Source organism: Phaeobacter sp. QD34_24 (assembly GCF_028890115.1).
Taxonomy (GTDB): Bacteria; Pseudomonadota; Alphaproteobacteria; order Rhodobacterales; family Rhodobacteraceae; genus Phycobacter.
On the sequence record NZ_JARCJD010000001.1, the window covers coordinates 196890 to 210104 of the forward strand.

Consider the following 13215-nt stretch of genomic DNA (forward strand, 5'->3'; position numbering starts at 1 on the left):
TGCAGGCCAGGCGCCTTTTCTTCCCCGGAATACAACAAATCTTCAAGGCCGGGATCCGGGACGCATGACAGAACTGACCATTGACCCCGACAAGCCGGTCCTGATCGCAGGCCCGACGGCCTCCGGCAAATCCGCCTTGGCGCTTGAAATCGCTGAAAAACAGGGCGGGGTTGTGGTGAATGCGGATGCCAGCCAGGTGTTCGATTGCTGGCGTATCATCACCGCGCGCCCCTCGGTAGAGGAAGAGGCCCGCGCGCCACACCGGCTTTATGGGCATGTGGCCTATGATCAGAGTTATTCCGCCGGTCATTGGCTGCGCGAGGTGCTGCCGCTGCTGAAAGGCCCGGAACGCCCCATTATCGTCGGCGGCACCGGGCTGTACTTTGCTGCCCTGACCGAAGGCATGGCCGAGATCCCGGCAACCCCGTCCGAGGTGCGCGCGCAAGGCGATTCCCTGTCTCTTGCAGCCCTGACAGGGGCCCTGGATCCGGCCACCGCAGCGCGGATCGACCTCAACAATCGCGCACGGGTGCAGCGGGCCTGGGAGGTCCTGGTTGCAACCGGGCGTCCGCTTGCCGAATGGCAGGACGACACCCCGCCCCCGCCGCTGCCGCTCAGCGCCTGCACGGCCCTGGTGCTGAACAGTGACAAGGCCTGGCTGGAGGCGCGGATCCGGCGACGCTTCGACCTGATGATCGCCGAGGGCGCGCTGGACGAGGTGGAGGCCATGCGCGACCGCTATGATCCCGCGCTACCATCCTGCAAGGCCATCGGCGTTCCCGAGCTGATGGCCCATGTGGAGGGACAGATGTCGCTGGAGCAGGCCAAGGAGCAGGCTGCAATCGCCACACGCCGTTTCGCAAAAAGACAGCGCACCTGGTTCCGCGCCCGGATGTCCGGCTGGCAGGCCGTCACCCCCCAGGGCTGAGCAACTTTTCTATTTTTCTTAACAAGGCGATAGGCTCAACCCGCAGCACTTCTGTCTTTATCGTGATTCTGTCGGCACTTGAACGAATCGCAATCATGTTGGACAGTTGTGATCATAAAATTTTCAATAACTGGCACCTCAATGCCCTTCGATCCCACACCATCCGAGGACCTCTGCGTTTCTCCGCTTGCGCGCCTTGCTATGGACGGCACATGGCAGACTGAATTGGCGCATGACCGCAAGGAACACGTGCTCATCTGGATCACGCGCGGTCAGGGACGCTGCCTGATGGACGGCCATCAACGCGGATTTGGCGCCCATAACGCTCTGTTTTTTCCGGCCGGTCACTTGTGGTCGGTTGAATTCGGGCGCCACTGTCTTGGCCAGGCGTTGATGGTTCCGGCAAACACTCCGGTCTCGATGCCCTCCGATCCCATGCATGTGAAGGTCAAGGAAGCCCGTGATCAGGCCCGCCTCAACAGTCTTCTAGAAGAAATCTCGGTAGAGCAGACCACGCATCCGGCACTCTGGCGGCGCGCCATGCAGGCGCAAACCGATCTGATCAGCATCCACCTGCGTCGCCAGCCCCCCTCGGGTCCGCTGCCGCCGCCGAAACTGAGCGCGGCACGGCGTCTGTCACAGGCCTATTGCAAACGTGTTGTCTCGTTTTTCGACGAGCCCACCAATATGGCCGACCATGCTGCCGCGCTGCAGGTGACGCCGACCCATCTTACCCGTGTCTGCAAATCGGAAACCGGCAAGACTGCCGCCGCTTTGCTGACCGAACGCCAGTTGCACGCGGCCCGCACCCTTCTGATCTCAAGCGATCTGCCGATGCGAGACATCGCGGTGCAACTCGGCTTTGGCAGCGCCGCCTATTTCACCCGCTTCATCACCCAGCACACCGGTGAGACTCCTAGCAAATTGCGCAAGGCGGCGCGGCTGGCCGACCTGCCCGGGTAGCACATAGAATCAGCTTCAACTCCCGCGCGCCAGCGCGTTATCCCGCCGCCGGATACGGGTTATGGATATGTGTTATCTCGCAATACTGGGCACTTCTGCCCAGTTCCGCCGGTGAGGATCACGCCAAGATCGGAATGCGACGCCAAAAACGTCGCTTTTTGACCACATTCCGCCGAATCTGTGCATTGACCTGACAGGGGATATGATGCCGAATGGTTGCGTTAAACGGCGATATACATAGCTAAGCACCATTCCGGACGAAATTCCGGGCCCAATAATCGCCAACGCAAAGCAGGCTTAAGCCTCGACCGGTGCAATAGGGAGATCCGCATGACTACCAAAACCACCACAGCAGCGCCGCTCCATTGGGCGGCCCAGATGCACGCTGAGGAAGTGAAATCCGGCAAGCTGGACCGGCGTGAGTTTCTGGCGCGTACCACGGCCCTGGGCGTCAGCGCCGCGGCGGCCTACGGTTTGATTGGCATGTCCAGCCCGGCCCGTGCCGACGGCCACGCGCAAAAGGGCGGTACCCTGCGCATGCAGATGGAAGTGCGGGCGCTGAAGGATCCGCGGACCTTTGACTGGACCCAGATTGCGACCTTCACCGCAGGCTGGCTGGAATATCTGGTCGAGTACAACAGCGACGGCTCCTTCGGCCCGATGCTGCTGGAAAGCTGGAGCGCCAATGACGACGCCACCGAATACACGCTGAATGTGCGCAAGGGCGTCAAGTGGAACAACGGTGACGACTTCACCGCCGAGGACGTGGCGCGCAACATCACCGGCTGGTGCGACAAGAGCGTCGAAGGCAATTCGATGGCCGGTCGGATGGCTTCGTTGATCGACGCGGATACCGGCAAGGCCGCCGATGGCGCCATCACCGTGGTGGACAGCCATACGGTGCTGCTGAAGACCAACACTCCGGACATCACCATCATTCCCGGCATGGCCGACTATCCAGCGGCGATCACCCACGCCAGCCACGATGCGGCCACCATGCTGGAGAACCCGATCGGCACCGGCTACATGCTGCCCGAAAGCATGGAAGTGGGCGTCAAGGGCGTCCTTGTGCGCAACGAAGGTCATGACTGGTGGGGTTATGCCGCAGGCAAGGGCGGCCATCTGGACCGGATCGAATTCATCGACTACGGCACCGACCCGGCTGCCTTCCTGGCCGCCTTTGAGGCCGAAGAGATCGACATGAACTGGGAGTCGGTGGGCGAATACGTCGATATCTTCGACGGTCTCGGCCTGACCCGCTCGGAAATCCCCTCGGGCTTTACCATCGTGATCCGCCCCAACCAGCAGGCCGAAGTGAACGGTATGAAGCCCTACGCGGACAAGCGTGTGCGTCAGGCGCTGGCCATGGCCGTGGACAACAGCGTCTGCCTGGAACTGGGCATGTCCGGCTACGGCATCCCCGCCGACAACTGCCACGTCGGTCCGATGCACCCCGAGCATGACCCAAGCGTCACCCGTATCCCGTTTGATCCGGCCAAGGCCAAGGCCCTGATGGATGAAGCGGGCATGGGCGATTACGAGCACGAGCTTCTGTCGATCGACGACGACTGGCGCCGTAACACCACCGATGCGGTGGCGGCCCAGCTGCGTGATGCCGGCATCAACGTCAAGCGGACCATCCTGCCGGGTTCCACCTTCTGGAACGACTGGGCGAAATATCCGTTCTCCTCGACCAACTGGAACCACCGCCCCCTGGGCACCCAGGTTCTGGCGCTGGCCTACCGCTCGGGCGAGGCCTGGAACGAAAGCGGCTTTGCCAATGCCGAGTTCGACGCGCTGCTGGCCGAGGCCAACTCGATCGCCGACGCCGACAAGCGCCGCGCGGTGATGGGCAAGCTGCAGGCGATCATGATCGACGAGGGTGTCACCATCCAGCCCTACTGGCGCACGGCGATGCGTCACCACCGGGACAATCTGGTGGGTGTCGACAAGCACATCGCCGATCTGCCGCAGATCTACAAATGGGCGCTTAAGGCCTAAGCCCCCTACCCGGGCCGCGCGAATGACGCGCGGCCCGCTTCTGCTGGACGCATACCACCGCGACTTCCGGGCCACAGCCAATACCTGGGCGCAGCCGCGCCCCGCAAGCAAGCGCATGGCAACGTACCAGGCGCATAGCCACCAACGGGGGCATCCATGGGACTGTTTATCCTCAGACGTGTCGGGGTCATGATCCTGACCGCTCTGTGTCTGACATTCGTCGTGTTCTTCATGACGAACCTCTATCCGAACCTAGAAAAACTGGCCAAGACCCAAGGCAATTTCCGCATGTCGGACGAGGCGGTCGCCAGCTGGCTGGAAAAGGGCGGCTACCTGCAATCCACGCCGAAGAAATACATGGAGTGGATCGGTGTTGCGCCCTCCTATCAGCATGTGGCCGAGGATGGCACCGTCACCGGGCGCTGCATCACACCGGGGATGGACCCGGCCGAAGCGCCGCGGTTTTGTGGCATCCTGCAAGGCTACTGGGGCTATTCCACCGTGTTCAAGGATGAGGTCAGCTCCATCGTCGCCACCCGCCTGTCGCTGACCGGCACCCTGATGTTCTGGGTGATGGTGGTCATGGTGCCGTCGGCGCTGATCCTCGGCGTTCTGGCCGGGATGAAAGAAGGATCTGCCACCGACCGGACCCTGTCGACCTTTGCCATCACCACGACCGCCACGCCCGAATATGTCTCGGGCGTCCTGTTCATCGCGATCTTTTCATCCTCTGCCGTCGGCCTCAAATGGTTCAAGGGCACCGCGACCAGCGCCATGGAAAGCCCGAACATTGAAAACTTCCTGCTGCCGGTGCTGACCATCGCCCTTTACGGCATGGGCTATATCGCGCGGATGACACGCGCCTCGATGACCGAGGTGATGACGGCGCAATACATCCGTACCGCGCGTCTTAAGGGTGTGAGCTTCCCGAACATTGTGATGAAACACGCCCTGCGCAACGCGCTGATCGCGCCCTTCACCGTGATCATGCTGCAGTTTCCCTGGCTTTTGAACGGCGTGGTGATCGTCGAGACCCTGTTCAACTACAAGGGCTTTGGCTGGACGCTGGTGCAGGCGGCGGGCAACAACGACATCGAACTCCTCCTGGGCGTGTCGGTCGTCTCCGTTCTCGTGGTGCTGATCACGCAGCTGATTTCAGACATCGGCTATGTGTACCTCAACCCGCGCATTCGCATTTCCTGAAGACGGAGAAAGACAATGGACCCCCTCAGCTGGACCGGATCGATCGCCTTTCTCAACCCGCTTCTGTTTGCGGCCTTGGGACTGCTGGCCATTTCGATCCTAATTTGGATCCTCATCGGCGCCGTGACGCCAGAGGATCGCTCCATCACCAACGTCGGCGGCACGCTCAGCCTGTCGGCTGGCCCGCAAGGGCTGGCTGCCCTCGCCGTGCGCGTCACCTTCCTGGCCTCGGCCGTTATCTTGCTGGCCTATATTGTGCTGGGCCTGTTCATGGGCACGGGTGCCGGCATCATCGGCGCGCTTGCGCAGCGGATGCTGCCGGTCTGGATCGCCTTGATCCTGCTCTTCACCCTCTCGATCAGTTTCAAACGCCGCCTTGGCCTTTATGGCAAACTGTTCGACAGCCCCATCGGCATGATCGGCTTTGGCCTTGTCATGTTCTGGGTCTTCACCGGCATCTTCGGCGCCTTTGACATGATCATCACCCATGATCCCCTGGCGCAGGCTTCCGGCATGAAGAACAAGGCCCCCGGCACGCCGCTGCGCGGCGCCGAGGAAGGCGATTTCGCCTGGTATCTGTTGGGCGGGGATAACCTTGCCCGCGATGTCTTCAGCCGCATGGTCAAAGGCGCCTGGGAGGTGGTGAAGATCGCGCCGCTTGCGACAATCTTTGCCTTCATGGTGGGGATCACCCTTGGCCTGCCTGCGGGATACTATGGCGGCAAACTTGATACCTTCCTGTCCTTCCTTGCCAACCTGATCCTCGCCTTCCCGGTAATCCTGTTGTTCTACCTGCTGGTGACGCCGGAAATCGTGGCGACCGGCCTGCCGCAGTATATGGCGGTGGTGCTCTTTGCCTTCCCGATGGTGTTCTTTGGCGTGCTGCTGAACGCCCGCTATCGGACCCAACCACAGAAGAACCTCATGATCCTGGCCGTGGTTCTGGTGCCGCTGTTCCTGATGTATATGTGCCTGATCAACGCGGCGGGCTCCAAGATCGACGTCTGGCCGCTTGATTTCTTTGATGTTCCGGGCGGGATCCTTGTGGTCTTTGTCTCGGTGGTCTTTGTGAATTCCCCCACCGTGTTCCGCATCGTGCGGGGGCTGACCATGGACATCAAGACGCGCGATTACGTGGCCGCTGCGCAGACCCGCGGAGAGCGCCCCTGGTACATCATGCTTTGGGAGGTGCTGCCCAATGCGCGCGGGCCGCTGATCGTCGATTTCTGCCTGCGCATCGGTTATACCACCATCCTGCTTGGAACCCTGGGCTTCTTCGGCCTTGGCCTGCCGCCCGAAAGCCCCGACTGGGGGTCGACCATCAACGAGGGGCGCAAGCTTCTGTCGGTCTACCTGCACCCGGCCCTGCCGCCCGCCATTGCGCTCTTGAGCCTCGTTCTGGGGCTGAACCTGCTGGCGGACGGGTTGCGTGAAGAAAGCCTGAGGGATTGATGACATGAGCAAGCTTGAATACTCCGACGGCCCCATCCTGGAAATCGACCGCCTGTCGATCTCCTTCTTCACGCGGCTGCGCGAAATCCCTGCGGTGATGGATTTCTCCGTCTCCGTCATGCCCGGCGAGGCGGTCGGCCTTGTGGGCGAGTCTGGCTGCGGCAAATCCACCGTTGCCCTTGGGGTGATGCAGGATCTGGGCAAGAACGGCCGCATCGTGGGCGGGTCGATCAAGTTCAAGGGCCGCGATCTGGGCGAGATGAGCGTCGAGGAGTTGCGCGACATTCGCGGCAACGAGATCGCGATGATCTATCAGGAACCGATGGCCAGCCTCAACCCGGCGATGAAGATCGGCAAGCAGCTGATGGAAGTGCCGATGATCCACGAGGGCGTCAGCGAGGATGAAGCCTACAAACGCGCCCTTGAGGTGGTCACCGACGTGCGCCTGCCCGATCCCGAGCGCATGCTGAACAGCTACCCGCACCAGCTGTCGGGCGGCCAGCAGCAGCGGATCGTGATCGCCATGGCCTTGATGTCGAAACCGGCGCTGTTGATCCTGGATGAACCCACCACCGCGCTGGATGTGACGGTAGAGGCCGCCGTGGTCGAACTGGTCAAGGATCTGGGCAAGAAATACGGCACCTCGATGCTGTTCATCAGCCACAACCTGGGCCTGGTTCTGGAAACCTGCGACCGGCTTTGCGTGATGTATTCCGGCGAGGCGGTGGAGCGCGGCAGCATCGAGGATGTCTTCGACGAGATGCAGCACCCCTACACTCAGGCGCTGTTCCGCTCGATCCCGCTGCCGGGCGCCGATAAGAACGCGCGCCCGCTGGTGTCGATCCCCGGAAACTTCCCCCTGCCCCACGAACGACCCAAAGGATGTAATTTCGGCCCGCGCTGCGATTATTTCGAGGCCGGGCGCTGCGATGCAGGCGATATCGCCATGGCCGATGTGCCCGGCAATGATCGCCACGCCACCCGCTGCCTGAAGTTCCAGGAGATCGACTGGAATGCCCCAATCACAGTCGGGGAGCAGAAGGAAAAGACCGCCCCCGGCAAGGTGGTCCTGAAGATGGATCAGCTGAAGAAATACTACGAGGTGGCGGCCAACGCCCTTTTCGGGGGCGGCGCCAGGAAGGTGGTGAAGGCCAACGAGACCCTGTCGTTCGAGGCCCGCGAATCCGAAACCCTCGCCATCGTGGGGGAGTCTGGCTGCGGCAAATCCACCTTTGCCAAGGTTCTGATGGGGCTCGAAACAGCAACGGATGGTGAAATCCTGCTGGATGGGCAGAACATCGAACAGACCCCCATCGAGGCGCGCGACACCAAGACCATTTCCGATGTGCAGATGGTGTTCCAGAACCCCTTTGACACGCTGAACCCCTCGATGACCGTGGGGCGACAGATCACCCGTGCGCTGGAGATTTTCGGGATCGGTGACAGCGACGCCGAGCGCAAGAACCGCATGCTGGAGCTTCTGGACCTGGTGAAACTGCCGCGCGCCTTTGCCGACCGGATGCCACGGCAACTGTCGGGCGGGCAGAAACAGCGCGTCGGGATCGCCCGTGCATTCGCGGGTGGGGCACGCATCGTGGTGGCGGATGAGCCCGTCTCGGCCTTGGATGTCTCGGTACAGGCGGCGGTGACGGATCTGCTGATGGAGATCCAGCGAAACGAGAAGACGACACTCTTGTTCATCAGCCACGATCTGTCCATCGTGCGCTACCTCTCCGACCGGGTGATGGTGATGTACCTGGGCCATGTGGTGGAACTCGGCGACACCGATCAGGTCTTCTCGCCGCCCTATCACCCCTACACAGAGGCTCTGCTCAGCGCGGTGCCCATCGCTGATACCTCGGTCGAGAAGGAGCATATCGTCCTGGAAGGGGACATCCCCTCCGCGATGAACCCGCCGCCGGGCTGCCCGTTCCAGACACGCTGCCGCTGGAAGTCCGAAGTGCCGGGGGGCCTATGCGAACGCGAGGTGCCGCCGGTCCGCCACCTGCAGGCCGGGCATCAGATCAAATGTCACCTCGGCGATGAAGTGCTGGAGCGGATGACCCCCGTGATCAAGATCGCCGCCGAGTGACCCCGGCAATGAACGAGTGAACGAATAACGGGCCAGCACGACCCCCGCGTTGGCCCGTTTTCTGGTGTCTCTGCCCCCGGTGGGCCTCTATGGCTCCAGGTAGACCTCGTAACGCTGGTCTGTCAGCGCCTTCAGAAAGGCCACAAGCGCATCGATACGGCGATCATCCAGCGCCGGACCATGGGTCAGTTCTTTGGTGGACAGGGTCTCTGCCAACGGGATCTCCCCCCAGGGCTGACCGGTTTCGGGATTGATCTGGGCGGCGTCGGATCTGCTGTTGTAGCGGTTGTAGAAGACAACCACCGTGCGCAGATCCTGAAACACCCCATTGTGCATATAGGGGCCGGTCACCGCCACATTGCGCAAGGTCGGCGTCTTGAACTTGCCGCGCGCAGCGGGGTCAGACACCGCCGGGTTGGCAAACAGCCCCTCGTCGATGGTGCCGGGCGGCACACCGTTCTCAGCACGTCCCAGAATGTTTTCCGGCACCCCGATGTTGTGGTAGCTGTAATCGGTGAAGGTCTCTTTGGGATCAATCGCGCTGCGCCTCAGTTGATGGCACTGGTTGCAGTTGGTGAATTGCGCGGAAAAGAACAGCAGCCGTCCCAGCTCTTCCTCTTTGGTCAGCTCCAATTCGCCGCGCAGGAAGCGATCATAGCGGCTGTCAAAAGGCGCAAACACGGGGCTGCGTTCGAAGGTGGCAATGGCCTCGGTCATGGCGCGATAGCCCGCCTGCGGATCATCCAGCACCCCTGCCCCGAAATGCGCGTCAAAACCCGCGACATAATCCGGGTTTTCGGCCAAGCGCGCAACGGCTTCCGCCGCGTCCTTCAACCCCATCTCAATCGGATTGAGCGGCGGACCCGCAGCCTGTTCCGCAAGCCCGGCCGCGCGCCCGTCCCAGAACATGCCGCCCACCCAGGCGCCATCCTCTCTCTGGTGAAACGGCGGAGTAAATGCCGCGTAGCTCGCTGTGGGCGCACTGCGATCGCCCAGCGATTGCCCATCATCCCCCAGAGAAAAGGCCCCATCCGCGAACCGGCGCGGATCGGTAAACGCATAGTCCGGGTCATGGCAGCTTGCGCAGGATTGGCTGCGATTGGCCGAGAGGTTGGGATCGTGAAACAGCGCCTCCCCCAAGGCCTCGAGCGTCGCAAATCCGGTCTTGGGCAGATCATCAGACCAGGACATCTGTACGCCAAGGAGCAGAACCCCAAGCGACAGGGCAACGCCCCCTACGGCCCGATTTCGTAACGGCTGCTGCGGCATGGTCTGAACTTTCGATTCTTGCGTCATGGGCTGGAGGATCCAGCAAACCCATAGGTCAAACCTTGATCAAACGCAATTTCTGACCATTCCACTCAGCCAAATGCGACCAGCCGCCGGATCCCCCTTAGCTGAGCAACAGAACCACGATCATCAACAGGTTCATGGAGGCAAATTGCATCAGTCGCGGGTGGCTCTGGCTGCGGCAGGCGGCATAAAGCGCCAGACCAACCGAGACCACCAGTCCGCCCAGCGACAGCGTTCCAAGGATCAGCCCCGGCGTGCCGCTCTCAGGGCCCCAGGGCGACTGCTGCGAGGCCATGCCCAGCAGGCCGAACCCGATCAGGATGCCCAGGATCGCCCCGGCCAAAGTGCTCAGCACGCTGCGCGGTCGCAGGCGGTTCTCCGCACCCAGCACACTGTCTACGATCTCACGCGTCGGCACCGCGGAAGGTTTCCATTCGATCCGGTCGAGACGATCTTCAAAGCTATGTGCACGCATCCTATGCCCTCCTGAAACTGCCCGCTTTCTGAGAGTCAATTCAGGCAACTTCGTGGCCAAGAATCGAAGTTAACGCGGCATTTACTATTTTTAACACTCCGTGAACCTGCCGCCCACGCGTGGCCACCACAGCGCTTCCGCTCAGGTCCAATCTGGCGGGAAATCAGCCGCCCCAGATGTTTCTCACATAACTTTGGGTTTCACTGTATGGGGGCACGCCGCCGTGTTTCTGAACCGCTTCCGGCCCGGCATTATAGGCCGCCAGCGCCAGCCGCCAGGACCCGAACTTGCGGAACTGGCGCGCCAGATACCGCGCACCACCATCCAGATTTTCCGCTGGAACGGTCGGATCCACCCCCAGGGTTTTGGCGGTCTGCGGCATCAACTGTGCCAGCCCCAGGGCCCCCTTGTGGGATTCTGCCTCCGGGTCCCAGTTGCTTTCCTGTTGCACCAGGCGCAGGAACAGCCCTTCCGGTACCCCATGCTTGCGCGCGGCTGCACGGGCCATGGGCAGGAATTCACCCCGGTATTTACCGGTATAGAGCAGCTTTCCGGCCGCCTCGTCGCCGTAAGAGGTTGGCGGTTTCAGTCGCGACGAATACTCATACTGTTTCGCCGCACGGCTATCCAGAACCCGGGTATGGGCGGCAAAAAGACTGCGCTGGTTCTTGGTGGAGAACATATCCGCCCGGGCCGCCTGCCCGAAAAGAAGACAAAAGGCGAAAGAGGCCGCGACCATCGCCGCAGAAACGCCCATCGAAACACCGGCCGTGGTTCGGGGCATGAAAGAGGGGATCGACCGGGGGGCTTTGAGTGCCCGACACTGTGATACCTGTCCGGGTGATACCTGTCCGGTCGCGTTCAGCTTTGGCATAAACACTCCTCAGCCTCAATTTATACAAAACATGCTCTTTATGCGCCGGACTATAGCCAATTTGCCGGGAATTGGAACCATCTGGCTGTGATCGGCAGATCTGCGCCCGGCAGGACCGATGAGAGGCCAGCAATTGATATGCCACAGATCCGCACCGACGCCTGCCAGAAGGTTGCTTTCATCGCGGCTTGGGGGCCTGTAGGGTGACGCCAACGCGCCGCCGGGTCAGATTCGCTCTGGCTCGGCCCCGGCGCCTATCGGATAAGAACACAGATAAGAACAAGGACAGGACCAAATGGCCGGCTCAGTCAACAAAGTCATCCTCATCGGCAACCTGGGCCGCGACCCCGAAGTGCGGACCTTTCAGAACGGCGGCAAGGTGTGCAACCTGCGCATCGCCACCTCGGAAACCTGGAAGGACCGCAACACCGGCGAGCGCCGTGAGCGTACCGAATGGCACAGCGTCGCCGTCTTCAACGAAGGTCTGGTGCGGGTCTGCGAACAGTACCTGCGCAAAGGCTCCAAGGTCTATATCGAAGGCCAGCTGCAGACCCGTAAATGGCAGGATCAGAACGGCCAGGACCGCTATTCCACCGAGGTCGTCCTGCAGGGCTTTGGCTCGACCCTGACCATGCTGGATGGCCGCGGTGAAGGCGGTGGCCAGGGTGGCGGCGGCTATGGTGGCGGTGGCTACGACAGTGGCTCGCAGGGGGGCGGTTACGACAGCGGCCCACAGGGCGGCGGTGGCTTCGGCGGCGGCCAGGGTGGCCCCTCCCACAATATCGACGACGACGAGATCCCGTTCTGATCTCCCCTTCCCCTCTGTTGAGGAATTGATCCCATGACATGGTCCTTCACCCTAGGTCGCCTGCTAGGTTCCGAGGTGAGGGTCCATGTCACCTTCTTCCTGCTTCTGGCCTGGATCGGCATCTCCGCCTATCAAGAGCAGGGCCTGCCCGGCGCAATCGAGAACACCGCCTTCGTGCTGGCGCTCTTTGCCTGCGTGCTGGCGCATGAATTCGGACACGCGCTGATGGCGCGCCGCTATGGCATTGCCACCCCGGACATCACCCTTCTGCCCATCGGCGGCCTCGCCCGGCTGGAGCGGATGCCCACGAACCCCTGGCATGAAATCGCGGTGGCCTTTGCAGGCCCTGCGGTCAATATCGCGATCTGGGCCATTCTGGTGGTGATCGGCGCAGGTCAGTGGACGCTGGAAAGCCTGACCGATCCGGCGCAGGCCTTCACCATCTGGAATTTCCTTGGTCGCCTTGCGGCGGTGAACCTGATCCTGGCGATCTTCAACCTGATCCCTGCCTTTCCGATGGATGGCGGGCGGGTGCTGCGCGCAGCGCTCTGCCTTGGCATGGACCGGGTGAAGGCCACCCGCGTCGCCTCCATCGCCGGGCAGATCTGCGCCATTGGCCTGGCCTATCTCGGCCTCACCTCTGGCAATCCGGTGCTGGTGCTGGTGGCCGGGTTCGTCTTCATTGCCGCCAATGCGGAAAACCAGGACGTGGCCATGCGCGCCGTCTCGCGCCAGTTTCTGGCCCGCGATGCGATGATCACCAGATTCGAAGCACTTGCGCCCGAAGACACGCTGGAAACCGCGTCAAACGCCGTGATCCGCACCACCCAGCATGAATTTCCGGTTCTGGACCCCGCTGGTCACCCCTTGGGGTTCGTGACCCGCAGCGATCTGTTCTCGGCCCTGGCCACGGACAGGCCGCGCATGCAGCAGGTCTCGCTGATCATGCAGACCGACATCCCAGCCGTCCCGCTGACCGCAGGTCTGGAGACCGTGCTGGATGCCCTACATCACGGGGCCCCCGCGGTGAAGGTCGTCACAAAATCCGGCACTCTTGCGGGCTACATCACGGCCGAAAACATCGGCGAGCTGATGGTGGTCAAGGGCCGCTGACGGCCCCGGCCAC

Annotated in this window: 11 protein-coding genes; 8 read left to right on the forward strand and 3 right to left on the reverse strand. The window is 62.0% G+C overall.

Annotated elements, in window-relative coordinates; all coding sequences use genetic code 11:
• The first annotated feature begins 64 nt into the window (after positions 1-64).
• The 6 genes from miaA to PXK07_RS00945 all read left to right on the forward strand — a co-directional run bounded on the left by miaA (position 65) and on the right by PXK07_RS00945 (position 8639).
• Entirely contained in the window at positions 65-928 is an 864-nt protein-coding gene (gene miaA / locus PXK07_RS00920; RefSeq protein ID WP_274846303.1) for a tRNA (adenosine(37)-N6)-dimethylallyltransferase MiaA, read from the forward strand.
• Between the two features lie 288 nt (positions 929-1216).
• Positions 1217-1891 (forward strand): helix-turn-helix transcriptional regulator, encoded by a 675-nt coding sequence (locus tag PXK07_RS00925; protein ID WP_342456557.1) that lies wholly within the window; start codon positions 1217-1219, stop codon positions 1889-1891.
• A gap of 330 nt (positions 1892-2221) precedes the next feature.
• Positions 2222-3892 (forward strand): ABC transporter substrate-binding protein, encoded by a 1671-nt coding sequence (locus PXK07_RS00930; protein ID WP_274846305.1) that lies wholly within the window; start codon positions 2222-2224, stop codon positions 3890-3892.
• Positions 3893-4048: 156 nt separating this feature from the next.
• Complete coding sequence (locus PXK07_RS00935; RefSeq protein WP_274846306.1) at positions 4049-5095, forward strand: ABC transporter permease; 1047 nt, start codon at positions 4049-4051, stop codon at positions 5093-5095.
• 15 nt (positions 5096-5110) lie between these two features.
• Positions 5111-6547, forward strand: a complete 1437-nt coding sequence (locus PXK07_RS00940) for an ABC transporter permease (protein ID WP_274846307.1) — start codon at positions 5111-5113, stop codon at positions 6545-6547.
• A gap of 4 nt (positions 6548-6551) precedes the next feature.
• Complete coding sequence (locus PXK07_RS00945; protein WP_274846308.1) at positions 6552-8639, forward strand: dipeptide ABC transporter ATP-binding protein; 2088 nt, start codon at positions 6552-6554, stop codon at positions 8637-8639.
• Positions 8640-8726: 87 nt separating this feature from the next.
• On the opposite strand, the gene PXK07_RS00950 is transcribed toward PXK07_RS00945, so the two are convergent.
• The 3 genes from PXK07_RS00950 to PXK07_RS00960 form a co-directional block, all read right to left on the reverse strand.
• Complete coding sequence (locus PXK07_RS00950; RefSeq protein ID WP_274846443.1) at positions 8727-9830, reverse strand: cytochrome-c peroxidase; 1104 nt, start codon at positions 9828-9830, stop codon at positions 8727-8729.
• Positions 9831-10032: 202 nt separating this feature from the next.
• Positions 10033-10407: a hypothetical protein gene (locus PXK07_RS00955; RefSeq protein WP_274846309.1), complete on the reverse strand. Its 375-nt coding sequence runs from the start codon at positions 10405-10407 to the stop codon at positions 10033-10035.
• Between the two features lie 163 nt (positions 10408-10570).
• Positions 10571-11146, reverse strand: a complete 576-nt coding sequence (locus PXK07_RS00960) for a lytic transglycosylase domain-containing protein (protein WP_274846444.1) — start codon at positions 11144-11146, stop codon at positions 10571-10573.
• 430 nt (positions 11147-11576) lie between these two features.
• Here PXK07_RS00960 and ssb point away from each other — a divergent pair, with 430 nt between their 5' ends.
• Entirely contained in the window at positions 11577-12089 is a 513-nt protein-coding gene (ssb, locus tag PXK07_RS00965; RefSeq protein ID WP_274846310.1) for a single-stranded DNA-binding protein, read from the forward strand.
• A 33-nt stretch (positions 12090-12122) separates the two neighbouring features.
• Positions 12123-13202, forward strand: coding sequence for a site-2 protease family protein (locus tag PXK07_RS00970; protein WP_274846311.1), 1080 nt, complete (start codon positions 12123-12125; stop codon positions 13200-13202).
• Positions 13203-13215: the final 13 nt, after the last annotated feature.